We start from the raw sequence: 21,728 nt of genomic DNA on the forward strand, positions 1-21,728 counted from the left end.
CCGGTCAGCGCAGATGCTGCTGAAGGGTTTCCGCCAGACCGGCGGCCAGTCTGCCCACCAGAGCATCATCTTCACCTTCCACCATCACCCGCGCCACAGATTCGGTACCCGAATAGCGCAGCAACACCCGGCCGCGGCCGGCAAGTTCTTTTTCGGCCTGCTCAACGGCCCTGCCGATTTCGGGGCACTGTTCAAAGGGAATCTTGCGCTGGACGTGGACGTTGATGAGCTGTTGCGGAAACGGTGTAAGCAGCCCCGCAAGCTCTGAAAGCGGCCTGTTCTTTTCGCGCATGATTCTGAGCAGCTGCAAGGCGGCCAAAAGGCCGTCGCCGGTGGTTCCGTATTCCATAAAAACAAGGTGTCCGGACTGTTCACCGCCCATGGCGGCACCTGTCCGGCGCATGGCTTCCACCACATGCCGGTCGCCCACGGGAGTGCGCAGCAACGAACCGCCGCGCTCTTTCATAAACACCTCAAGCGCCATATTGCTCATGACGGTGGCCACCAGTCTGTTTTCCGGCAGGCGGCCTTTTTCCATCATATCCATGGCACATATGGCCATAATCTGGTCACCGTCCAGCACGGTGCCTTTTTCATCCACCACAATCAGCCTGTCCGCGTCACCATCAAGGGCAAGGCCGATATCCGCACCCGTTTCACGCACGCGCTGCGCGGCAAGTTCGGGGTACAGCGAGCCGCATTTGTGGTTGATGTTCAGCCCGTCAGGACTGGTGCCTATTCTGATGACTTCGGCACCCAGCTCTTCCAGAGCCAGAGGAGCCACGCGGTAGTTGGCGCCGTTGGCACAGTCAAGCACCACCTTCATGCCGTCCAGAGTCAATGTGCTGGGAAAGCTGTTCTTCAGGTACACTATGTACCGGCCGGGTGCGTCCTGAATCTTATGGGCTCTGCCCACACGTTCCGGCTCCGGGTAGTCCCAGCGGTGGTTCTGGTTCAGAACCATTTCAGTTATGGCATCTTCCTGCGAATCCGGCAGCTTGAATCCGTCTTTATCAAAAAATTTTATGCCGTTGTCATGGAAGGGATTGTGCGATGCCGAGATAACAACGCCGAGGTCAGCCCGCATGTTGCGGGTAAGAAACGCCACGGCGGGCGTAGGCAGGGGGCCCACCAGAAAAACGTCCATACCGGCAGCGCACAGACCTGATGTGAGCGCCATTTCAAACACATAGCCGGAAAGACGCGTGTCTTTGCCAATAACAACCCGATGCCGCTTATTGCCGTTGCGAAAAAAAGTACCGGCCGCCAGCCCCAGACGAAGAGCCATATCCGGCACCATGGGATATATATTTACCTGCCCGCGCAGGCCGTCAGTTCCGAAAAGACGTGTCGTCATACTGTACGACTCCTCATTGTGGGTGCTCCGCAACATGCGGACACGCATGAAAAAGCAGACAAGCCGCGCTGAAGAGCGCTACCTGCCGCTTATGCTGATATCAAGTGCAGCCGGTTTCGCCCCGACCAGCAAGGCATTTTCCGGCAGTTCCAGTCTGTATTTAAGCGCATGCCTGCCCGGAGCGATATTGTCGGGCACAGCCAGCACCACGCGCGCGGCGTTAAGGTATTCCTTGTTTCCCGCCTTGGAGCGCGGCACCTGCACAGTCAGGGTTACATACCGGCTATGCAGCTTTCCCGCAATCCCTTCAGGCAGTTCCAGCGACACCTTGCGCTTAAGAACCACTTCGGTGGTCACCAGCCTTGTGGTCACACGCACGCGGCCCTGCGGCGGTGTAACTTCCACGCCTTCGGGTACGGTGTACACCGCCGGAAAATCGGCAACCTTGGGCATGGTTCCGTTTGAAAGCCGTACAGTGGCATTGACCGACTCGATGGCGGAAACCAGAGACTGTGCCCCGCGCACTTTTACGGCTTCCGGCTGCGGAAGCAGTGCGCCTATTTCAACATCGGGCGCCAGAGCACCCTGCGGAAGCACTTCCACCGGCAGTGTTCTGGTAATCAGCGAATCCGCCTGCAGCTGCAACCGCGGGGGGTTGATTTCCACCACCTGAAATGCACCTTTAAGCGGAATATTGTCGGGCAGAACGGAAATCACATTCTCGCCCTGCTTCAACTGGCTTAAATCCAGAGGATACGAAAATTCGCGGCCGTTCAGCCCGCGGATAAGCCCTTTGGGGCCGCGTATGCGTGCGCTTATCTTGCTGGGCAGGCCGTCCAGAACAATCATGTCCGGCGGCATGCCGGTCATTTCGATACGCATGTCCACCCAGGTTTCCACCCGTTCACGGCCGGTCACCATAAACCAGAGCGTGGTGGCGATGAACACCGAAAGCAGCACAAATTGCCAGTGTCGCTGCATAGTCTACTTCTCCAGAGCGTTACGGAGAACGCGCTTCAACCTTACGGCGTCCAGTTCGCCCGTCAGCCTGCCCCCCACACTCACCGATACTGCTCCCCGCTCTTCAGAAACCACAACCGCCACGGAATCTGTTTCTTCCGTTATGCCCATGGCGGCACGGTGCCGCGTGCCGTAGTCTCTGCGTTCCTGCACGCCCTGTGAAAGCGGCAGAATACAGCCCGCAGCCACAATCTCGTTATTGCGCACAATCACAGCACCGTCATGCAGCGGCGTGTTGGGGTAAAAAATGGTGACCAGCAATTCCTTGGTCAGGCGGGCATCCAGACGCACACCGCCGCCCACCATGTCGCCCAGCGGTACGTTCTTTTCCAGCACGATAAGTGCCCCTATGCGCCGCTGTGCAAGGTAAAGAGCCGTCCCCACAAGTTCGCTGAACGCTTCGTCGGCCACAACCTTGCGCCGGAAAAAACTCCGCGCGCCCATGGCGGAGAGGGCATTGCGGATATCGCGCTGAAACAGAATGATAATGACAAGAAACAGCGAACCGAGGAAGTTTTCGAGCAGCCAGTTAAGCGTGTACAGACTGAGTTCCTGCGACAGAAAATACGCCAGCAGCAGGATGATAAGTCCGTATACGGCCGTCACCGCCCGTGTGCCCCGTATCATCACAATGACACGGTACAGCAGCAAAGACACCAGAGAGATGTCGAGCACATCCCGCCATGTGATGCTCAGATCCGCCCAGAAAGTCATGCAGCGCCTCTATGCGTTGTACAGTTCCGCAGCCAGGTTAAGGGTCTGTGCCGCAAGCCGCACCTCATGCACCCTGTGAAAACGCACACCCCGCGCCGCCAGCAGCGCCGTTGCTGCCTGCGTGGCATTCTGTCTTTCATCGGCAGCCAGTCCCAGCAACTGCCCGAACATGGATTTGTTGGACAATGCTCCCATGACCGGCCGCCCCAGCGACATAAATCTGTCGATGTGGCGCAGAATGTCCAGATTGTGCTCCAGCAGCTTGCCGAAACCGATACCGGGATCAAGAATGATGCGTTGCTCCGGTACACCGGCCACGACCAATTCTTTCAGCTTTTTCTCGAAAAAGTCCAGAATTTCCTCGACCACATTTCCATATGCCGGTTTGTCCTGCATGGTTTCCGGGCGGCCGGGGCTGTGCATCAGCACATAGCCCGGTTTGTACTGCGCGATGACGTCTTTCAGAGCGGGGTCAAAAGAGCAGGCGGAAATATCGTTGATAATACCGGCACCGGCCTCCAGCACGGCTGCGGCCGTGCCGCTTTTGTAGGTATCGACAGAAAGCGCCCAAGGCAGACCGTTGCCGCCGGTGCGGTCCCTCAGGGCCTTCACCACGGGCAGCACCCGCCGGATTTCATCTTCCTGCGATACAGGGTCGGCATAAGGGCGCGATGATTCACCGCCGATATCCAGCACATGTGCGCCCTGTTCCGCCAGTTGCAGGGCATGAGACACAGCACTGTCCGGTCCGTCATGTCTGCCGCCGTCATAAAAAGAATCAGGGGTGACATTCACAATACCGAAAATGAAAAAGGGGGCAGGCCCGATGGCTCTGCCCCCCGCTATTTCCCAATGGATGGGGGGAAGCATTGCTACTTCTCCCTCCGGTCAGCGGTATCTTCCTCCTGCCCGTCCGGAGCATCCTCCCCGTCCTTTGCGGCGGGGCGTGCAGCCTCGTCCGATTCCAGCAGGAATTCGTCTCCGGCATGCTCAGCCGGTGCGGCGGCCACGGAATCCTCCGGCCCGGCATTTTCTGCGTCGCCTTCAGGATGTGTGGCCGTGATTTCAGGAACAGGCAGCAGGGGCCGTCCTTCGATAAGACGCTCAAGATCATCCGCATTAATGGTCTCGCGCTCCAGCAGAGCCTCTGCGATACGGTGCAGTGTATCCAGATTCTCCTGCAGCAGCGTGCGGGCCTTTTCACGGGCTTCGTCAATGATGCGTTTTACTTCGGCATCCACCATGCGGGCGGTCTCTTCGCTGTAGTTGCGCGAATGAGCCCATTCGCGGCCGATGAAGACTTCTTCACCCTGCTCGCCGATGTTCATGGGGCCGATGGCGTCGCTCATGCCCCATTCACACACCATCTTGCGGGCCATTTTGGTGGCGCGTTCGATGTCGTTACCGGCTCCTGTGGTAATCTCTCCGAAGACGACTTCTTCGGCCAGACGCCCGCCGAGCAGCACCACAAGATTATTCAGCAGATATGTGCGCGAATAGCCGTGGCGGTCTTCGTCGGGCAGCTGCATGGTTACGCCCAGCGCCCTGCCACGGGGAATGATGGAAACCTTGTGCACGGGGTCTGTGCCGGGCAGCAGACGCGCAGTAAGGGCATGACCGCCTTCGTGGTAGGCTGTGACACGCTTTTCCTTGTCGCTCATCACCAGACTGCGGCGTTCCTTGCCCATCAGCAGCTTGTCTTTGGCCGTCTCGAAATCAAGCATGTTCACCTGATCCTTGTTCATCTTGGCAGCTTGCAGAGCCGCTTCGTTGACAAGGTTTTCAAGATCGGCACCGGAAAAGCCCGGAGTACCTTTGGCCAGCATTTCCATATCCACGTCACGCGCCAGCGGAGTACGCTTGCTGTGTACTTCCAGAATGCGCTTACGTCCGCGCAGGTCGGGCGTCGGCACCACCACCTGCCTGTCAAAACGTCCGGGCCGCAGCAAAGCCGGGTCCAGCACGTCAGGTCTGTTGGTGGCGGCTATCAGAATAACGCCTTCGTTGGATTCAAAGCCGTCCATTTCGACAAGCAGCTGGTTCAGAGTCTGTTCACGCTCGTCGTGCCCGCCGCCAAGACCGGCACCGCGCTGACGCCCCACCGCATCAATCTCATCGATGAAGATAAGGCAGGGAGCGTTTTTCTTGCCCTGTACAAACAGGTCGCGCACGCGCGAGGCACCGACCCCGACAAACATTTCCACAAAGTCCGAACCGGAAATGGAAAAGAAGGGCACGCCGGCCTCACCCGCCACGGCACGGGCCAGCAGCGTTTTACCGGTGCCGGGAGGCCCCACAAGCAGCACCCCCTTGGGGATACGCCCGCCAAGACGGGTGAATTTTTTAGGATTACTCAGAAAGTCAACAACTTCAGTAAGCTCTTCTTTGGCTTCGTCCACACCCGCCACATCGTCAAAGGTGACCTTTGCCGATTCGTGCGAGATCATACGGGCCCGCGAACGGCCGAAAGACATGGCTTTTCCGCCGCCACCCTGCATCTGGCGCATGAAGAATATCCATACACCGATAAGCAGCAGCATGGGGAACCACGACACCAGCAGCGTCATGTACCACGGAGCTTCTTCCTTGGGCTCTGCCTTTACCTGCACACCCTTTTCCAGCAGGCGGTTGACCAGGTCGGGGTCATTGGGTGCTATGGTCTGGAACGACTGCCCTTCGGCGGTCTGTCCTTTCAGCTTTTCGCCCTGAATAGTTACCTGAACGACTTCCCCCTGAGTGACTTTGTTAAGAAACTCAGTGTAGGACATCTGGGCCTGCGGCCCGGGGGGCTGGCTGAACAGGTTGAAAAGAACCACCATCAGCAGTGAGATGACGGCCCATAAAACCAAATTGCGCGAGAACTGATTCAACGCTAGTAACCTCCATTCCGTGCATGGACGGATATTGCTTTCGAGCTAAGAAGTTTAAGGTCGTGCGCACGGTTTGGCAATGTCTGCAACACGCTTTTTCGGGCTTTTCCGAAAGTTGCACGACCTGCACTCTAAAAACGCATAAACGGGCGGAGACGTCAACAGCATAACAAGCCTTGTGCCCTATGGAAAAAACTGATACATCCCGAAACCTGCAAGCAGTTCTGCATATAGCGCAGATTTCAACGGAAGCGTATCGTCACCGGTGTGGCGCCCGGTCTTCAAAACCGGTGGACGGCTGAGAGGTCGTCGGTAGGTTCGACTCCTATACGCTTCCGCCATTTTTTTCTTATCCCCATCATTTTCTTTTTGCATACCTGCAGCCGTTCAGGGGTTGCCTGCGCCCGTGCAGTGATTATATGCTGCGCAGAAACCGCGCCTGCGGGCGTGCAGTCATTCACAAACACCGGCAACGACAACAGGAAGTCAGCGATGCCTCTTTTTGAATTTGAATGTACCGAATGCGGCAACCGTTTTGAAGAACTTGTACGGGACAGCTTCAGCGAAATCACCTGTCCTGCCTGCGGAGCCGCCAATGTGCAGAAAGTGATGTCCATGCCCTGTCAGATTCCCGGAACAGGCCCCAACAGACTGCCGGGCGCTCTGGCAAAAGGCGGAGGCGCCCCCAAAATGCAGTATGTGCCGCATGTTCCCCGCCCGTCCAAACCATCGGGCGGATGCGGCGGATGCAGCAACGGCAGTTGCGGCGGCAATTGAATTCATACGGGATTGCGCCCGCACACAAAAGCCGGTCTCACCACAGACCGGCTTTTGTGTGCGCAAGGCACCGGACACATCTTTCAGGCCGGTACTGCAACGCCCGCACGCCGCAGCCAACCGGCCGGATATCGCCGCCGCAGTGCTCCAGCCGGAGGCTGACAAACCGCAAGACAGTCCGGCTGACATTCTGCAGCGCTCCTGCTTTTACACCTGATGCTTTTCACCGTCCGCACCGGCCCGCGGTGCCTGTTCCGGCAGCCACGGGTCCACATGCACCAGCACATCATGAATATGCGGCCCCAGCGCGTACAGCGCATCCTCCACAGCCAGAGCCACGGCATGCCCCTCGTCAACCGTTATTCTGCCGTCAACCTTGATATGCATGTCCACCTGCAGGCTGTTGCCCATGAAACGTGTCCGCAGTGAATGCACATCCTTCACTCCGGACACGGAACAGACCACCTGTTCCAGTTCAGCGCGGGTCGTTTCATCAGCACCTTTGTCCATCAGGGCTTCCAGTGCGGGACGGCAGATATTCCACGCGGCGTACAGAATGAAAACCGCTACAACCAGTGCACCGGCCAGATCGGCCACCCCCCATGCGGGTACAAACCATGCCAGCCCCACGGCCGCAGCAGCAGGTATGGAGCTCAGCGCATCAGTGCGGTGATGCCATGCATTGGCTTCCAGCGCCGAAGATCTGGCCTTTCTGGCCGCACGCAATGTCCAGCGGTACAGTCCTTCTTTTACCACAATTGAGAGTACCGCAGCCCCGAAAGCAACCGCACCGCGGCGATGGACGCTCTCGCGGCCCATGGCTGCAATGGCGTCCCACGCTATCCCCACAGCGGCTCCCGCCAGCAGCAGGCCGATGACCACCGTGACCATGGTCTCCATACGCTGGTGTCCATGCGGGTGTTCTTCATCGGCAGGGGCGCTCCAGAAACGCACCCCGACCAGCACCACGATATCAGTCACCAGATCGGAAAGCGAGTGGATGCCGTCTGCCACCACAGCCCTGCTGTGTCCGGCCGTACCCGCCATTATCTTGAACGCGGCAAGCGCAAGATTGAGCCACAGCCCTATCCACGTCACGCGGCTTACCATGGCTATGGTCTCCAGCTGGCTTCCGCCTGCATGTTTATTCATGGTCACACTCCTCTGACTGCACAATAAAAAATGCCGTTTGAAGAGTCCATGTGTGAGAATGACTATCCTCTTCGTGCACAGCGTGGCCGCTACTGCCGCAACCTTATCCGCATCCGCCAGTGTACGCACAGGTTACCGCAATGCAGCAGGAGGCATGCGACATACTGCGGCGTATGACAGCCCTGCGGCAAGCATACACCAAAAAGCCCGCCGGACAGCAAAAAGGCCGTCCGGAGACGGCCTGTAAAGCTGATATCGGCAGGCGGAGCTATTCCGGCTGCACACCGGCCATCATCAGACCGATGGCTTCGACTTTTTTTTCATCCGTACGGGGAAACACGTCAACAAACCTGCCGCGGTACATGACTGCTATTCTGTCAGCCAGTTGCAGAGCTTCGTTGAGTTCGCTTGTGATAAGCAGAATGCCCGCACCGGAACGCGCCTCAAGCAGCCGGTTCCAGACTTCTTCCGTGGCAGAAATATCCAGCCCCTGAGTAGGGTTTTCTGCCACAATGATAGCCGGTTCGCGAAAAAATTCGCGTCCTATGACCAGCTTCTGCAGGTTGCCGCCGGAAAGCGCGCGTGCAGGAGCATCAACATGCCCCGGCTGGACATTGTATTCCTGCACGATACGGCGCGTCACTTCTTCAGCCTGAGCCCTGTCCAGCAGACCGCGTCTGCTGAAGGCATGACGGGTGGTAAGCAGAAAGTTGTCCACAAGGTCAAGGTATTTGCAGGTGGCAAGCCCCTGCCGGTCTTCGGGAATATAGGCCAGCGATCTGCCCCTTCTGGGCGGATGCGGATAAAATGCGTTCCACGGGCGGCCGAGAATCTCCACACGACCGGCGGCGGGACGCCGCAGTCCGCAGACAACCTCTACCAGCTCCTTCTGTCCGTTACCGGCAACGCCTGCCACAGCAACAATTTCGCCTCTGCACAGCGCCAGCCGGATGTCATCCAGTCCGTCTCCGCCAAGGCCTTCTATCTCAAGGACCTTTTCACACACAGCCACCGGCGGTGCATCGACACTTAGCACAACATCACGACCGACCATACGGTTGGCCAGCACCTTCTGGTTAGGAACGTCTGATTCGTGGAACTCGTCCACTATCTCACCGCGGCGCAGAATGGCTATCTCGTCGGCCACACTCAGCACTTCCTGCAGTTTGTGGCTGATGAACACAATGGATTTGCCCTGATCCGCCATACGCCACAACGCCTCGAAAAGCTGTTCGGTCTCCGACGGGGTAAGCACCGCTGTGGGTTCGTCAAAAATAAGCACACGGCTGTCGCGGTACAGCAGCTTGAGTATCTCCACACGCTGCTTTTCACCCATGGAAAGCCCCGAAACCGGAGCCGAAGGCGATATTTCCAGTCCGTATTTCTCTGCCAGACGGGCAACAGTCTCTTCCATCCTGCGCGGCGAAAGCAGAAAACCACCACGCTGTCCCAGCATGACGTTTTCCGCCACGGTCATGGACTCCACCAGCATGAAATGCTGGTATACCATACCTATTCCGGCGGTAAGGGCATCCGCCGGCGAGGTGAAGCGTACCGGTGCGCCGTCTATATATATCGTTCCGGAATCCTGCGGAAAGCGTCCGGACAGAATGGACATGAGCGTGGACTTTCCGGCGCCGTTTTCGCCCAGCAGGGCCTTGATCATGCCCGGCCGGATATCCAGCGTGATATCGTGGTTGGCGCGTACTCTGCCGAAGGATTTACTTATTCCCTCCAGCCTGACCACAGGCGGAAGGTGGGTATATCTGTCCCGCGCAGTGCGTTTGTTGAGCGGTTTCTGTTCTGTCACGGCGTCCCCCTATTCGTCCGGCTCGATGTTGACGCCGAGAGCGGCAGGCGCATTTCCGCCGCCCCCCCTGAGCGAAGATACCAGCAGCACGACAACCGTAAGCGCGTACGGCAGCATGAGCAGCAGCGAGGAAGGCAGCGTGGCCCCCATGGCCTGCAGGCGCAGTTGGAAAACCATGACCCCGCCGAAGAGATAGGCACCCAGCACAGCCCTTCCGGGTCGCCAGAAGGCGAAAATGACCAGTGCCACGGCAATCCATCCGCGACCGGCCGTCATGTTGTTTGTCCACAGATGGGTGTACGCCAGCGAAAGATAGGCGCCTCCCACCCCCACAAGAAAGCCTCCCGCAAAAATGGCCATCCAGCGCAGGCGCACAGGGTTAAGCCCCACAGCGGCAGAGGCCGCTGGATTTTCACCGGCACTGCGCAGCGCCATGCCTGCACGGGTGCGACAGATGAAAAACCAGAACAGCAGCGGCATGACATAAGAAAGGTACACAAGGGCGTCGTGGCGGAAAAAGATATCGCCCGCCAGCGGTATGGATGAAAGCACGGGTACGGCAAACGGCGTGAAGCCTTCTGTGATCACGCCGACATAAGGCGTTCCCAGATAATCTGCCAGCCCTACCCCCAGAATGGTCAAAGCCAGTCCGGAAACAACCTGACTGCCCAGAAAGACCTGACAGACAAGGCCGTGCAACAGCCCCAGCATTCCGGCCGCTGTACCGGCCATAAGCACACCTATCCAGGGATTGCCTGTCCAGTGCGTGAACAGAAAACCGAAAAAAGCCCCCAGAATCATCATTCCTTCCACGCCCAGATTGAGCACGCCCGCCCTTTCGGTGAACATTTCGCCCAGCGTGGCAAACAGTATAGGCGTGCCAGCCTGAATGGTGGCGGCCAGAACGGGGATGACAAGTTCCGCATACATGGCTAGTCCTCCCCTTTGCTGCGGGGCTGCAGCGTAAACCAGACAAAAAACTGCCCGGCCAGCACTGTCAGCAGAATAAGCCCTTCGATAATGCCGCCGAATGCGGCGGGCACCTGCAGTTCCAGCTGCAGGTTTTCCACCCCTACCCGCAACCCTGCAAGCAGAAAGGAAAACACCGCGATGGTCGGAATGCGTAACCGGGCAAGCCACGCCACAACAATGGCCGTAAATCCATAACCGGCCATGACGTTGGACTGCAGCCTGCCAAGTGTGGTGGATGTTTCCAGAACGCCTGCCCAGCCGGCAAGAGCACCGCATAACACCAGCACAAAAACAACCAGAAAGTTGTACGGCATACGTGCGTAGCGCGCCGCTCTGGGGTTTTCTCCGCCCGCCAGCAGCTCAAACCCAAGCCGCGTACGATACAGAAAAAACCACAGCGCCACGGCCACCACGGCGCATAACACTATGCCCCAGTGTATTCTGCCGACAACAGGGGCAAAAACCGCGGCCACGGGAAACATGGGGGTCATGGGAAATCCGAAACTGGCCGGGTCTTTCCACGGCCCGTAAACCATGTATTGCAGCAGCAGAATGCCGATATAGTTAAACATCAATGTTGTGATGATTTCATTCATACCCAGCCGCAACCGCAGCAGTGCCGGCACAAGCGCCCACAGGCCTCCGGCCACGGCACCGCACACCAGCATGAGCGGAATAAGCACCCACGCCGGAGCAGCAGGAAAAGTCAGCACGGCCCATGTAGCCCCCACTGCTCCCAGCGCGAACTGGCCCTCGGCGCCGATGTTCCATATCTGCATACGAAAGCAGACGGCAACGCCCAAGGCGCACAGAAAAATGGGTATGGTTTTGAGCAGCGTATCTTCCAGCGCATACAGCTGGCCGAACCCGCCGTCCCACAACAGATACAGTCCCTTGAGAAAAGGTTTTCCCTGTACGGCCAGCATGGCGCCGCTCAGTGACAGAGAAAGAACAAGGGCAACCAGAAAAATGAAAAAGGAGCCCCAGTTAAGGGGCTCCTGTCGTTTAACGACTCTGTAACCCATCATCGGGCAATGTCTCCAGCGATGCAGGGTCTATTCGGTGGTGCCTACCACGCCTTCGACAAACCAGTCCATGCCGAGCAGCGCGGCATCACCGGCCTTTTCACCTTCGGCAATGCGTATCTTGCCGCTCTGGTCTTTAACAGGACCGGTAAACACGGCAACCTTGCCGGAAGCTATGTCAGCCTTTTTGGCCAGCACTTCGTCACGCACGTCCTGCGGAACCATGTCGCCGAAGGGAGCTATATCGACAATGCCGTGTTCAAGTCCCCACCAGTACTGACCGGACTGCCAGCTGCCGTCACGCACGCTGTCCACCACATGATCATAGAAGATCTGCCAGTTCCAGACAGCGGAAGTGAGGTGTGCCTTGGGTGCAAAGGTGCTCATGTCGGAGTTGTAGCCCACCGAGTACACACCGCGCTCCTGCGCTGCTTCCTGCGGGCCGGGAGAATCCTGATGCTGCGCAATGACATCCGCGCCCACATCCAGCAGCGACTTGGCGGCTTCTTTTTCTGTGGCGGGATCATACCAGGTCTTGGTCCAGACCACGCGCACCTGTGCGTCGGGGTTCACCGAACGCACGCCGAGAGCAAAAGCGTTGATGCCGCGGATAACTTCGGGAATGGGGAAAGCCGCCACATAGCCGAGCACGTTGGATTTGGTCATGCGGCCTGCCACCATGCCCGTAAGGTAACGGGCCTGATACACGCGGCCGAAATAGGCGCTCATGTTGGGGGCAGTCTTGTAGCCGGCACAGTGCATGAAGGTGATGTCAGGGTACTGTCCGGCCACTTTCAGGGTGGGGTCCATGTAGCCGTAGCTGGTGGTGAAAATCATGTCATAGCCTTTGCGGGCCATGTTCAGAATAACACGTTCCGCATCAGCACCTTCCGGAACGGACTCCACAAAAGAAGTGGTCACGCCGGGGCGTTTTTCCAGTTCCATACGGGCCTGATCGTGTGCATACGACCAGCCGGCGTCACCCACAGGGCTCACATAGACAAAGCCGATTTTAAATTCTTTTTCAGCAGGTGCTTCTTCCGTTGCGGCAGGCGCGGAATCCTGCTTGGCCGCAGATTCGGCCGTGGCGGTTTTTTCCGCCGGTTTTTCCTTTTCGCAGCCGGTCAGCCCGCCGAATACCAGCAGGGCTGCGGCAAGCAGCAGCATAAGCTTGCGCATCTAACGTTCTCCCTCGATGATGCAGACCATCCCAATATACATAGCGGGCAGCGTTCCCCGTGAACGCCGCCCAAGCCAGTAAACACTCCGGTTCGCACCGGAAAAAAACTATCTACCCTTCTTGTCTGCGGTTGACAAGAGGCTGAACATATTGAATCTCGGAGTCCCAGGGGAACAAAATCCATGTATCCTGACTGACTTCGGTAATATAGGTATCAACCACCGGACGGCCGGAAGGTTTTGCATACACGGTGGCAAAGTGAGCCTTGGGCAGCATTTCGCGCACTGCGCGCGCCGTGGTTCCGGTATCCACCAGGTCATCCACTATCAGCCAGCCCTCGCCGTCACCTTCCACCCCTTTCAGGACAGAAATGCCCCCCTGCGACTTCCAGTCGTAACTGGCTATACAGATGGTATCCACCAGACGCACTTCAAGTTCACGCGCCAGAATGGCAGCGGGAACCAGACCGCCGCGGGTGATGGCCACTATACCCTTGAAAGGCCCCCGTTCCATGAGTCTCCATGAGAGCGCTCTGGTATCGCGGTGCAGCTGCTCCCACGAAACGGGAAACATTTTATTGTAACGATCAGGATCTGCCACGTATTCCTCCTGTCACACAGGCTTGTAGTAACGTGCAGCGCCGTGCGGGGTTGCACATCCGGCGCTCAGCGGAACAAAGCGAAACACCCGCCGCATGATGCGGCGGGCGGTAACCACGGGTATTATTTTTTGTGGTTTCCGTTTTTGCGTTCCCACCATGATTTGTCGGGTCCCAGAAACCACCAGTCGGTATGATCTGTATGCGCCACGGTCTGCGCCAGTGCGGCGCCCGCTTCGGTTCGCAGGCGCTTCAGGGCGCCTTCCATCCATTTGCCCGCATATCTGTTGCCCAGATCAAGCTCCTGCTTCAGGTTCAGAATCAGGTCTATCTGGTCGGCATCCTGCGCCAGACGCGCCTCCACGGAGCCGGCTTCTTCCAGCTCGTCAAAAAGCGGCAGCACACGGTCTTCCAGACCGGTGCCTTCCAGCGCATGTTCCAGCGCGATGCGCTGGTTGCAGGTATTATATATGCGGTTCACATAGTTGAAGTCACCGATACGGCTTTCATGAAAATCATGAAAAAGGCACATGAGCGCGGTCCGCGCAGGATCGGCTCCGGCCTCGCAGGCCAGCACATAACCGATGACCGCGGTACGGAAAGAATGTTCCGCCACGTTCTCGCTGCCGGTACCCAGAAACTGGTACCCGCTGCGGGGAGTTTTGCGGAGCATTCCCGCTTCAAAAAGAAAATCGGCAAGACGTGTGAGCCTGTCACGCCCCTGCAGATTGTGCTGCGGGTTGCAGTGCGTCATAAAAGAACGCCTCCGGACATTTCTCGCACCGTCAGGCGCGGAACGACTCCATACGGCATTTCCGCACTCAAGTACACCCCCGCCGCACCGCCGCGGCGCATACACGGCAACGGCAACGGACAGCCTGCGGCGCTGCCGTCAGGGCCGGCTGCCCCAGCGTCTGCCCATGGTCCAGAACAGCAGCAACGAAAAAACAGCCCCCAGCGTGTCGGCCAGCATGTCTTTCTGCGCGTCCCACACGTCGCCCTGACTGCCCAGAAAAGCAACCCCGGCATCACCACCTTCCGCCGCGGCATACCACCATTCGATAATTTCGTATCCGGCCGCCACGGACATGATGAAAAAGAGGGCAAACAAGGTGGACACCACCGGACCGGCCAGTCTGCGGCGCATAAAAAGCTCGCACATGGCATAGGCATAAAAGCCGACACTGAAATGCCCGATGCGGTCAAAGTGATTGCGTCCGCCTCCCAGCAGTTCCGTTACCGCACCGAAAGGCACCTCGCTGAAGGTGAAATGCGCCCCCACCGTATGCCAGAAAAGCCACACAGCCATAAGCCCGTAAGCAATATTGGAAAAACGGAAAAATCTGTATGTGACCACCAGCAGCACAAACACGCTGACAAGCGGAATGACCTCTGCAATCCACACCGCGCGGGAAGCGGGCGCAATGCCCAGCAGTGCAAAAAAAACAGTAAACACGGCAGCAAGCACCACCGGAAAATTCTCGCGGGTAACATTGATGCGCATAAGGCTCCTCCTGAGCGAAAAAACGGCTTGCAGCACAATGCCGCAAACAGGCGGAGTGTGCAAACCGTTGCGCATGCAAAAGGCCGGAAAGCCTTTCGGCTTTCCGGCCCGTTTTCTCCGATTCCCCGGTCTGGCGACTATTAACCGCCAAGCAGCTGCATGGCCATTCTGGGCAGCGAGTTAGCCTGCGAAAGCATGGCCACTGCCGACTGGGTGAGGATCTGCTGCCGCGTGAACTCGGTCATTTCCTGCGAAACGTCCACGTCGGAAATACGGGATTCGGCAGCCTGCAGGTTTTCAGACTGAATCTGCAGGTTGGTGATGGTGTTTTCCAGACGGTTCTGGAGAGCACCGAGGTTTGCGCGGATCTTGTCCTTGGAGACGATGGCATTTTCAATGCCGACCAGCGCGTTCTGTGCGGCGGACTGGGTGGAAATGGTGTACCCTGCTCCGCCCACGGTGGACTGGTTGCCCAGCCCCAGAGCCGATGCCGTGGAAGTACCGATCTGGATGTAGTAGTAGTCTTCCGCGGAGTCGTTCTTGGTACCGAAGTGCACCTTCAGCTTGCCGGTGGACACAAGGCCGCTGCCGTCATGCGATGCACTGGAAAGGTTGCCGTTCAGCAGCGCGATGCCGTTAAAGTCGGTAGCGTTGGCGATACGGGTGATTTCCGAAGCCATGGCCTGATATTCGGAGTCGATGATCAGACGCTGGTCGGAAGTGTAGGTACCGGTTGCGGCCTGTTCCGCCAGTTCCTTCATGCGGATGAGCTTTTCGTCGATAACGGAAAGCGCACCGTCTGCAGTCTGGATAAGCGAAATAGCGTCGTTGGCGTTACGTACCCCCTGATTCAGCGCGGCGATGTCGGCGCGCATGATTTCGCGGATGGCAAGACCGGCTGCGTCATCCGCAGCGGTACCCACGCGAAGGCCCGAAGACAAACGGCGTACGGACGTGCTCAGGTTGCCATAAGACTGGCTCAGGTTACGGGCAGCATTCGTCGCCATCAAGTTGTGATTGATAACCAGAGACATAATATTCCTCCATGAATATTAGTGCTTTTTAGAAACACTCTGCTCCGGCCGCTTCCCTGCGGCCGCAAAGTGATCTTCCTGACTATCTATTCGACCGCGAACCGGCTTTCATTAGCCCTCCAGTCCATTTTTTTCGGACTGCACACAGCAGAAAAACATAACATGCTGTATTACATAAAAAAAAGCCGGAGCAGCAAACTGCTCCGGCACATACCCCAACGGTCTCTGCATCAGCCGCCGAGCAGCTGCATGGCCATACGCGGCAGCGAATTGGCCTGCGACAACATGGCCACCGCAGACTGGGTAAGAATCTGCTGGCGGACAAACTCGGTCATTTCATTGGAAACATCGACATCTGAAATACGGGATTCAGCGGCCTGCAGGTTTTCGGCCTGAATCTGCAGGTTGGTGATGGTGTTTTCCAGACGGTTCTGCAGCACCCCGAGGGCCGCCCTGATATTGTCTTTGGATACAATAGCCTTGTCGATGGCAACAAGGGCCTGCTGGGCTGCTGACTGGGTGGAAATGGCAAACCCGCCGAAGGTGGCATCGGCCTGATTGCCCACCCCAAGTGCCGAAGCCGTGGCGGTGCCTATCTGTATGTAATAGTAGTCTTCGGCAGAATCATTTGCCGTGCCGAAATGTATCTTCATTTTCCCGCGCGAAACGACCCCGCTGCCATCATGAGTGGAGCTGGAAAGATTGCCGTTGAGCAGCTGGATACCGTTGAAATCAGTCGAATTGGCAATACGGGTGATTTCCGAAGCCATGGCCTGATATTCGGAATCAATGAGCAGACGCTGATCCGAGGTGTACGTGCCGGTTGCGGCCTGTTCGGCCAGTTCCTTCATGCGGATGAGCTTTTCGTCAATGACTGAAAGCGCGCCGTCTGCCGTCTGCAGCAGCGAAATGGCATCGTTGGCGTTTCGTACCCCCTGATGCATGGACGCTATGTTGGCACGCATGAGTTCTCTGATGGCCATACCTGCCGCGTCGTCGGCTGCTGTCCCCACACGCAGCCCCGAAGAAAGCCGCCGGACGGATGTTGACAGATTGCCATACGCCGTACTCAGATTGCGCGAAGCATTCTGCGCCATAAGGTTATGGTTGATGACCATCGACATATATATTCCTCCTCGTCTGCTCACATGCCGCAACTGTCAGCAACTTGACACGTTTTTCCCGCAGCTTACGCAGCAAGACAGGAAAAACACGCCGGTCGCCCGTTCCGGCCAAAAAACAAGCATAAATCGTGCCAGATGCCCGCAAGTGCAGCACCGAAAGGGATTGGCGACAGACACGCTTTGCCTTATGGTACAGACAAAACACGGAGGAACCGTAATGAGCACACATGCCGAAACCCGCGCCATAACCGCGGCGGACATACGGGCGGCAAAAAACACAAGACGTCTGGCCATGCTGACGGCATACGACTACCCCACGGCATCCATTGCCGATGAAGGCGGCATGGACATGCTGCTGGTAGGCGATTCGCTGGCCATGGTGGTGCTGGGGCATGAGGACACGCTGTCCGTGACGCTGGACGAGATGATCCACCACTGCCGGGCCGTCACGCGGGGCGCCTCACGCGCGCTGGTGGTGGGCGACCTGCCCTTTATGACCTATGAACAGGGGCCGGATCAGGCCATGCACAGCGCGGCGCGACTGTTCCGCGAAGGCGGTGTGCGCGCTGTAAAGCTGGAAGGGGGCAAAGAAGTCGCTCCGCAGGTGGAGGCTCTTGTGAAGGCGGGGATTCCCGTCATGGGGCACATCGGGCTTACTCCGCAGCGTGTAGCGGCGCTGGGCGGCTTTAAAGTGCAGGGGCGTTCGGCTGCCGCCGCCCGCAGTCTGGCGGAAGATGCGCGCATACTGGAAGATGCGGGCTGTTTTGCACTGGTACTGGAAGCCATACCCGCCCCTGTGGCCGCGCACATTACCCGCACGTCAGGCATTCCCACCATCGGCATAGGGGCCGGAGCGCAGTGCGACGGGCAGGTGCTGGTGGTGCACGATATGCTGGGCCTGTTCGACCGCTTCACCCCGAAGTTTGTGAAACGCTATGCAGAGCTGCGCGGGCATGCCGTAAAAGCCGTGCAGCAGTATGGTGATGAAGTGCGTCAGGGAGAATTTCCCGCGGCGCAGCACTCCTTCGGCATGCCGGAAGACGAACAGCGCCGCTGGGAAGAAAATGTCAGCGGCGCGGACGACTGATGCTCATCCCCCGAGGCGGCGGAGCATCCAGTCCCTGCAGCAGCAGGCAGGACGAGGGAATAATCCGCACAAAGCGTTCCTCGTTCACACGTTCACGAAAGCAGGTTACCTGATGCCGCAAAAGCACGTGCAGCGCACCGGAGTCTCTGCTGGAATCAAGCAGAAAAAGCGAATCGCCCAGCAGACGGTCGGCGGCTGTCCAGTGGCGTACCACAGGGGCATCCTGTCCGGGCACATAGCGCATGAACCGCAGCAGCATCGTTCTTCTGGCACCCGCGGCAAGCCAGTCTGCAGCCATGCTCCAGAAATCGCTTTCTCCGGCCGGCTCATCGGCAAAAGCGCTCTGCACATGCAGCGGGAAAAGACCGGCCCCGTACCATTCCAGCATATCATGCACTATGCCGGTGTAGTCAGTGGCAGCGGTAACCGCCGCGGTAAAAACCTCGTCGTCCTGTGCAAGCCTGAGGAGCGTGTCATGAAACATGCGTCTGGCCTGAAACGCGGTAAGCGCGTGCGTGCGGCAAAAAGCATTGACCACCGCATACAGCGCGCAGAAATTATCCAGTGCTCCCTGATGGAAAGCCGTTCCCATGACGCCCGCCTTGTTATACTCTGTCCGCCTGACATCGCTGCGACGCCCTGCGCGGCACAGTATGTTCCGGATTTTGCTTTACAACAAGGGCCACTAAGTTTACAACCAGAACAACAACTATATGCGGATACATTGATATGCAGATAATCACATCTCCCGAAGAGCTTCAGCGGCTTTGCCTTGACTGGCGCTGCGGCGGTGTCAAAACCGCGCTGGTTCCGACCATGGGTTACTACCATGCAGGGCACGAAAGCCTTATGGCCTATGCCCGCGAACGTGCGGACAAGGTTGTGGTGAGCCTTTTTGTCAACCCCGCGCAGTTTGCTCCCGGAGAAGATCTGGCAGCCTACCCCCGCGACCTTTCCGGCGATGCCGAGGTTGCCCAGCGGGCCGGTGCCGATGTGCTGTTCACCCCGCAGCCGGAAGCCATGTACCCGCAGGGATTCGACACATGGGTGGAAATTCCCGGACTGTCTTCCGGCCTGTGCGGCGCCGACCGTCCCGGTCATTTCCGCGGGGTGTGCACCGTGGTCATGAAGCTGATGCTGCTCACCCTGCCCCGCCTTGCCGTTTTCGGCGAAAAAGACTGGCAGCAGCTGGCAGTGCTCAGACGCATGGCAAAAGACATGCATCTGCCCGTAACCATAGACGGTTGCCCCATTGTACGCGAAACCGACGGTCTGGCCATGAGTTCACGCAATGTGTATCTGACTCCGGAAGAGCGCAGACAGGCACCTGCCCTGTATCAGGGGCTGATCCGTGCACGCGACATGGTGGCCGGCGGAGAGCGCGACACGGCCGTTCTGCGGGCTGCGGTTAAAGAATACTGGAAGCAGCACCTGCCGGAAGGCAGGGAAGATTATCTGGAAATCGTTCACCCCGACACGCTGCAGCCGCTGGAACGAGTGGGGGGCATGGCCACATGCGCAGCCGCCGTACGTCTGGGCAGAGCACGCCTGATTGACAATCTGGCTCTGATATGAACGGCAGGCACGGATAATGACCGCTCAGGATTCTTCAGGCGGCTTTATGGCGTCGCTGCGCCGGTTCATCAAGGCAAACCTGTTTGCCGGCATACTGGTGCTTACCCCGCTGGTGGCGACTTTTCTCACACTGCGGGTGGCAGTGCGCTGGGTGGACAAACTGCTGCTGCTCCTGCCGCCGCAGTACCGTCCGGAGGCTTTTCTGCCTTTTGCCGTGCCGGGGCTGGGGTTTCTGCTGCTGATCGTGGTGCTGCTGGTCACAGGGCTGCTTGTGCGCAATTTTCTGGGGCGCCGCCTTGTAGATCTGGGCGACGCCATTCTGGCACGCATACCGCTGGTCAGTTCGCTGTACTCCGGTATCAAGCAGCTGGTGGAAACCATATTCACCTCTTCGCGCGATTTTCAGCGGGTGGTGCTGATAGAATATCCACGCAAGGGGCTGTATACCATGGCATTTGTCACAGGCGTTGCCGTGGGTGAAATTCAAAGCAAAACAGCCAGCAAAGTGCTGAACGTGTTTGTGCCCACCACCCCGAACCCCACTTCGGGCTTTTACCTCATGGTGCCCGAAGCGGATGTCATTCCGTTGGAAATGAATGTGGAAGATGCATTCAAACTGCTTATTTCCGGCGGAATTCTGAGTGCAGAGCACGAAAAGTCGAAAAACAGAAAAAAGAAAACAGCCATCAAGGCGAAGAACACATCCCAGGAGGAAACGCATGATCCCTTATAAGGGTAAATACCACTTCACTTCCGAATCGGTTACCGAAGGCCATCCCGACAAAGTCGCTGACCAGATTTCCGACGCCGTGCTTGATGTGCTGCTCGAACAGGATCCTGATTCGCGCGTGGCCTGTGAGACCATGGTCACCACCGGCATGGCCATCATCGCCGGCGAAATAACCACCAGAGGCTATGCCGACCTGCCGCAGGTGGTGCGGGATACCATCAAAGAAATCGGATACAATAACTCCTCCATGGGATTTGACTGGCAGACATGCGCCGTGCTGTCTTCCATAGACAAACAGTCTCCTGACATTGCTCAGGGCGTTGACCGCCAGGACCCCGAAAATCAGGGAGCCGGTGACCAGGGCATGATGTTCGGCTTTGCCTGCGACGAAACCCCCACGCTGATGCCCGCCCCCATATTCTGGGCACACCAGCTTTCGCAAAAGCTTACCGCTGTGCGCAAAGACGGCACCGTGGATTTTCTGCGCCCCGACGGCAAAACACAGGTGTCCTTTGAATACGTTGACGGCCGCCCGGTACGCATCAACAATGTGGTTGTTTCCACACAGCATGCGGAACAGGCCAGCCAGACAGACATCATAGACGCCATCAGAACCCACGTCATACGTCCCGTTCTGGAACCTTCCGGCTTCTTCAACGAAAAAGACTGCGAAATTTTCATCAACACCACCGGCCGTTTTGTTATCGGCGGCCCCATGGGTGACTGCGGTCTTACCGGCCGTAAAATCATTCAGGACACTTACGGCGGCATGGGCAGCCACGGCGGCGGCGCATTCTCCGGCAAAGACCCCTCCAAAGTGGACCGCTCCGGCGCATACATGGGCCGCTACATTGCCAAAAACGTTGTGGCAGCCGGACTTGCTCCCAAATGCGAAGTACAGATTGCGTACTGCATCGGCGTGGCCGATCCTGTTTCCGTACTGTGCACCTCTCTGGGCAGCAGCGACATTTCCGACGAGGTGCTCACTCAGGCCGTGCGCGATGTGTTCGACCTGCGCCCGTACCATATCTCCAAACGCCTTGACCTGCGCCGGCCGATCTATAAAAAATCAGCCTGCTACGGACACTTCGGTCGCGAGATTCCCGAATTTTCGTGGGAACGCACCGACGCTGTGGACGATCTGCGTGCAGCGGCCCGCCGCTAGCCCTATCCCGCCCGTCAGCTTATTCCGGCCGGAG

21 protein-coding genes and 1 tRNA gene are annotated in these 21,728 nt (G+C 57.9%); 6 read left to right on the forward strand and 16 right to left on the reverse strand.

Annotation, left to right across the window (positions count from 1 at the left end; translation table 11 throughout):
• Positions 1-4: 4 nt before the first annotated feature.
• The 5 genes from glmM to ftsH form a co-directional block, all read right to left on the reverse strand.
• Positions 5-1,357: a phosphoglucosamine mutase gene (gene glmM, locus ACZ5D1_RS10560; RefSeq protein WP_011367481.1), complete on the reverse strand. Its 1,353-nt coding sequence runs from the start codon at positions 1,355-1,357 to the stop codon at positions 5-7.
• Between the two features lie 78 nt (positions 1,358-1,435).
• Entirely contained in the window at positions 1,436-2,338 is a 903-nt protein-coding gene (locus ACZ5D1_RS10565) for a CdaR family protein (RefSeq protein WP_464554859.1), read from the reverse strand.
• A gap of 3 nt (positions 2,339-2,341) precedes the next feature.
• Positions 2,342-3,091, reverse strand: coding sequence for a diadenylate cyclase CdaA (cdaA, locus tag ACZ5D1_RS10570; RefSeq protein WP_011367479.1), 750 nt, complete (start codon positions 3,089-3,091; stop codon positions 2,342-2,344).
• 9 nt (positions 3,092-3,100) lie between these two features.
• Positions 3,101-3,961, reverse strand: coding sequence for a dihydropteroate synthase (gene folP, locus ACZ5D1_RS10575; RefSeq protein ID WP_011367478.1), 861 nt, complete (start codon positions 3,959-3,961; stop codon positions 3,101-3,103).
• Between the two features lie 2 nt (positions 3,962-3,963).
• Positions 3,964-5,961, reverse strand: a complete 1,998-nt coding sequence (ftsH, locus tag ACZ5D1_RS10580) for an ATP-dependent zinc metalloprotease FtsH (protein ID WP_027181410.1) — start codon at positions 5,959-5,961, stop codon at positions 3,964-3,966.
• 247 nt (positions 5,962-6,208) lie between these two features.
• On the opposite strand from ftsH, the gene ACZ5D1_RS10585 reads away from it, so the two are divergent.
• Positions 6,209-6,302 (forward strand) — tRNA-Sec (locus ACZ5D1_RS10585).
• Positions 6,303-6,453: 151 nt separating this feature from the next.
• Entirely contained in the window at positions 6,454-6,738 is a 285-nt protein-coding gene (locus tag ACZ5D1_RS10590) for an FmdB family zinc ribbon protein (RefSeq protein ID WP_011367476.1), read from the forward strand.
• A gap of 207 nt (positions 6,739-6,945) precedes the next feature.
• Here ACZ5D1_RS10590 and ACZ5D1_RS10595 read toward each other — a convergent pair whose 3' ends face one another.
• The 10 genes from ACZ5D1_RS10595 to ACZ5D1_RS10640 form a co-directional block, all read right to left on the reverse strand.
• Positions 6,946-7,890, reverse strand: coding sequence for a cation diffusion facilitator family transporter (locus tag ACZ5D1_RS10595; protein WP_464554861.1), 945 nt, complete (start codon positions 7,888-7,890; stop codon positions 6,946-6,948).
• A gap of 268 nt (positions 7,891-8,158) precedes the next feature.
• Complete coding sequence (locus ACZ5D1_RS10600) at positions 8,159-9,700, reverse strand: ABC transporter ATP-binding protein (protein WP_455696102.1); 1,542 nt, start codon at positions 9,698-9,700, stop codon at positions 8,159-8,161.
• A 9-nt stretch (positions 9,701-9,709) separates the two neighbouring features.
• Complete coding sequence (locus tag ACZ5D1_RS10605) at positions 9,710-10,630, reverse strand: ABC transporter permease (protein ID WP_011367473.1); 921 nt, start codon at positions 10,628-10,630, stop codon at positions 9,710-9,712.
• 2 nt (positions 10,631-10,632) lie between these two features.
• Positions 10,633-11,700, reverse strand: coding sequence for an ABC transporter permease (locus tag ACZ5D1_RS10610; protein WP_011367472.1), 1,068 nt, complete (start codon positions 11,698-11,700; stop codon positions 10,633-10,635).
• Positions 11,701-11,727: 27 nt separating this feature from the next.
• Complete coding sequence (locus ACZ5D1_RS10615) at positions 11,728-12,876, reverse strand: BMP family ABC transporter substrate-binding protein (protein WP_011367471.1); 1,149 nt, start codon at positions 12,874-12,876, stop codon at positions 11,728-11,730.
• Between the two features lie 112 nt (positions 12,877-12,988).
• Positions 12,989-13,450, reverse strand: a complete 462-nt coding sequence (gene gpt, locus ACZ5D1_RS10620; RefSeq protein ID WP_148204223.1) for a xanthine phosphoribosyltransferase — start codon at positions 13,448-13,450, stop codon at positions 12,989-12,991.
• Between the two features lie 149 nt (positions 13,451-13,599).
• Positions 13,600-14,229, reverse strand: coding sequence for an HD domain-containing protein (locus ACZ5D1_RS10625; protein WP_011367469.1), 630 nt, complete (start codon positions 14,227-14,229; stop codon positions 13,600-13,602).
• 138 nt (positions 14,230-14,367) lie between these two features.
• Positions 14,368-14,979, reverse strand: a complete 612-nt coding sequence (locus ACZ5D1_RS10630) for a DUF2238 domain-containing protein (protein ID WP_011367468.1) — start codon at positions 14,977-14,979, stop codon at positions 14,368-14,370.
• 140 nt (positions 14,980-15,119) lie between these two features.
• Entirely contained in the window at positions 15,120-16,013 is an 894-nt protein-coding gene (locus tag ACZ5D1_RS10635; protein WP_011367467.1) for a flagellin N-terminal helical domain-containing protein, read from the reverse strand.
• A 230-nt stretch (positions 16,014-16,243) separates the two neighbouring features.
• Positions 16,244-17,137 carry a flagellin N-terminal helical domain-containing protein gene (locus ACZ5D1_RS10640; RefSeq protein ID WP_011367466.1) on the reverse strand — a complete coding sequence of 298 codons (894 nt, stop codon included), beginning with the start codon at positions 17,135-17,137 and terminating at the stop codon, positions 16,244-16,246.
• Between the two features lie 217 nt (positions 17,138-17,354).
• Here ACZ5D1_RS10640 and panB point away from each other — a divergent pair, with 217 nt between their 5' ends.
• On the forward strand, positions 17,355-18,224 hold the full coding sequence (panB, locus tag ACZ5D1_RS10645; RefSeq protein ID WP_011367465.1) for a 3-methyl-2-oxobutanoate hydroxymethyltransferase: 870 nt from the start codon (positions 17,355-17,357) through the stop codon (positions 18,222-18,224).
• Here panB and ACZ5D1_RS10650 read toward each other — a convergent pair.
• Positions 18,205-18,816 carry a hypothetical protein gene (locus ACZ5D1_RS10650; protein ID WP_011367464.1) on the reverse strand — a complete coding sequence of 204 codons (612 nt, stop codon included), beginning with the start codon at positions 18,814-18,816 and terminating at the stop codon, positions 18,205-18,207. The genes panB and ACZ5D1_RS10650 overlap by 20 nt on opposite strands.
• A 137-nt stretch (positions 18,817-18,953) precedes the next feature.
• Here ACZ5D1_RS10650 and panC point away from each other — a divergent pair, with 137 nt between their 5' ends.
• From panC to metK, 3 genes are read left to right on the forward strand one after another with little or no spacing between them, the layout of a single operon-like run.
• Positions 18,954-19,799 (forward strand): pantoate--beta-alanine ligase, encoded by an 846-nt coding sequence (panC, locus tag ACZ5D1_RS10655; protein WP_011367463.1) that lies wholly within the window; start codon positions 18,954-18,956, stop codon positions 19,797-19,799.
• A 16-nt stretch (positions 19,800-19,815) separates the two neighbouring features.
• Positions 19,816-20,532 carry a DUF502 domain-containing protein gene (locus ACZ5D1_RS10660; protein ID WP_027181412.1) on the forward strand — a complete coding sequence of 239 codons (717 nt, stop codon included), beginning with the start codon at positions 19,816-19,818 and terminating at the stop codon, positions 20,530-20,532.
• Positions 20,519-21,694 (forward strand): methionine adenosyltransferase, encoded by a 1,176-nt coding sequence (gene metK / locus ACZ5D1_RS10665; RefSeq protein ID WP_011367461.1) that lies wholly within the window; start codon positions 20,519-20,521, stop codon positions 21,692-21,694. Before ACZ5D1_RS10660 ends, metK begins: the two co-directional genes overlap by 14 nt.
• Positions 21,695-21,728: the final 34 nt, after the last annotated feature.

The organism is Oleidesulfovibrio vietnamensis, from assembly GCF_055388115.1.

Bases quoted from the DNA above. Each gene is read 5' to 3' on its own strand.
- glmM (WP_011367481.1), bottom strand. From the start codon at position 1,357: ATGACGACACGTCTTTTCGGAACTGACGGCCTGCGCGGGCAGGTAAAT.
- ACZ5D1_RS10565 (WP_464554859.1), bottom strand. From the start codon at position 2,338: ATGCAGCGACACTGGCAATTTGTGCTGCTTTCGGTGTTCATCGCCACC.
- cdaA (WP_011367479.1), bottom strand. From the start codon at position 3,091: ATGACTTTCTGGGCGGATCTGAGCATCACATGGCGGGATGTGCTCGAC.
- folP (WP_011367478.1), bottom strand. From the start codon at position 3,961: ATGCTTCCCCCCATCCATTGGGAAATAGCGGGGGGCAGAGCCATCGGG.
- ACZ5D1_RS10590 (WP_011367476.1), top strand. From the start codon at position 6,454: ATGCCTCTTTTTGAATTTGAATGTACCGAATGCGGCAACCGTTTTGAA.
- ACZ5D1_RS10595 (WP_464554861.1), bottom strand. From the start codon at position 7,890: ATGAATAAACATGCAGGCGGAAGCCAGCTGGAGACCATAGCCATGGTA.
- ACZ5D1_RS10605 (WP_011367473.1), bottom strand. From the start codon at position 10,630: ATGTATGCGGAACTTGTCATCCCCGTTCTGGCCGCCACCATTCAGGCT.
- ACZ5D1_RS10610 (WP_011367472.1), bottom strand. From the start codon at position 11,700: ATGATGGGTTACAGAGTCGTTAAACGACAGGAGCCCCTTAACTGGGGC.
- ACZ5D1_RS10615 (WP_011367471.1), bottom strand. From the start codon at position 12,876: ATGCGCAAGCTTATGCTGCTGCTTGCCGCAGCCCTGCTGGTATTCGGC.
- gpt (WP_148204223.1), bottom strand. From the start codon at position 13,450: ATGTTTCCCGTTTCGTGGGAGCAGCTGCACCGCGATACCAGAGCGCTC.
- ACZ5D1_RS10625 (WP_011367469.1), bottom strand. From the start codon at position 14,229: ATGACGCACTGCAACCCGCAGCACAATCTGCAGGGGCGTGACAGGCTC.
- ACZ5D1_RS10630 (WP_011367468.1), bottom strand. From the start codon at position 14,979: ATGCGCATCAATGTTACCCGCGAGAATTTTCCGGTGGTGCTTGCTGCC.
- ACZ5D1_RS10635 (WP_011367467.1), bottom strand. From the start codon at position 16,013: ATGTCTCTGGTTATCAATCACAACTTGATGGCGACGAATGCTGCCCGT.
- ACZ5D1_RS10640 (WP_011367466.1), bottom strand. From the start codon at position 17,137: ATGTCGATGGTCATCAACCATAACCTTATGGCGCAGAATGCTTCGCGC.
- panB (WP_011367465.1), top strand. From the start codon at position 17,355: ATGAGCACACATGCCGAAACCCGCGCCATAACCGCGGCGGACATACGG.
- ACZ5D1_RS10650 (WP_011367464.1), bottom strand. From the start codon at position 18,816: ATGGGAACGGCTTTCCATCAGGGAGCACTGGATAATTTCTGCGCGCTG.
- panC (WP_011367463.1), top strand. From the start codon at position 18,954: ATGCAGATAATCACATCTCCCGAAGAGCTTCAGCGGCTTTGCCTTGAC.
- ACZ5D1_RS10660 (WP_027181412.1), top strand. From the start codon at position 19,816: ATGACCGCTCAGGATTCTTCAGGCGGCTTTATGGCGTCGCTGCGCCGG.
- metK (WP_011367461.1), top strand. From the start codon at position 20,519: ATGATCCCTTATAAGGGTAAATACCACTTCACTTCCGAATCGGTTACC.